Source organism: Pelomicrobium sp. G1 (genome assembly GCF_051905455.1).
GTDB lineage: Bacteria > Pseudomonadota > Gammaproteobacteria > Burkholderiales > UBA6910 > Pelomicrobium.
The window spans coordinates 1-587 of sequence record NZ_JBQACR010000072.1 but is presented as its reverse complement, the minus strand read 5'-3'; the positions used below and the strand labels follow the sequence as shown (position 1 = coordinate 587).

The following is a 587-nucleotide window of genomic DNA, read 5'->3' as shown; positions in this document are numbered from 1 at the left end:
AGGATACCGATGCCGACCTCGAGTTGCAGTACGTCGATATCAGCAACGTGGACTCGAGTGGCAATATCGGAGAAATCGCAACTTTCAGGTTCGAGGACGCCCCGAGTCGAGCTCGGAGACGCGTGAGAGATGGCGACGTAATCATCTCAACCGTCCGCACGTACCTCCAGGCCATCGCGCCGATTCGCCAGCCGCCGGCAAATCTGATCGTGTCTACGGGCTTTGCGGTTGTCCGGCCTCGCGCTGACTTGTTCGACGCTCAGTACTGCAAGTACGCGCTTCGTGAGCCAGAGTTCTTGGCTGAAGTGGAACGTCGGTCAGTAGGTGTGAGCTACCCAGCAATCAATGCCTCAGACCTCGCCAGCATTCCCGTTCACATCCACGAGCTGAGTCGCCAGCGCGCCATCGCCGACTACCTCGACCGCGAGACGGCGCGGATCGATGCGTTGATCGCGGCGAAGGAGCGGCTGCTCGCGCTGCTGGCCGAAAAGCGCCGCGCGCTCATCACCCGCGCCGTCACCCGGGGCCTCGATCCCCAGGCCCCGCTCCGCGATTCCGGCATCCCCTGGCTCGGGCAGATTCCGGCG

1 protein-coding gene is annotated in these 587 nt (G+C 63.2%); it reads left to right on the top strand.

Annotated features, from left to right (window positions below; all coding sequences use genetic code 11):
• A partial coding sequence (locus tag ACTFO6_RS17490; RefSeq protein WP_439935707.1) for a restriction endonuclease subunit S occupies positions 1–587 on the top strand: 587 nt, incomplete at both ends.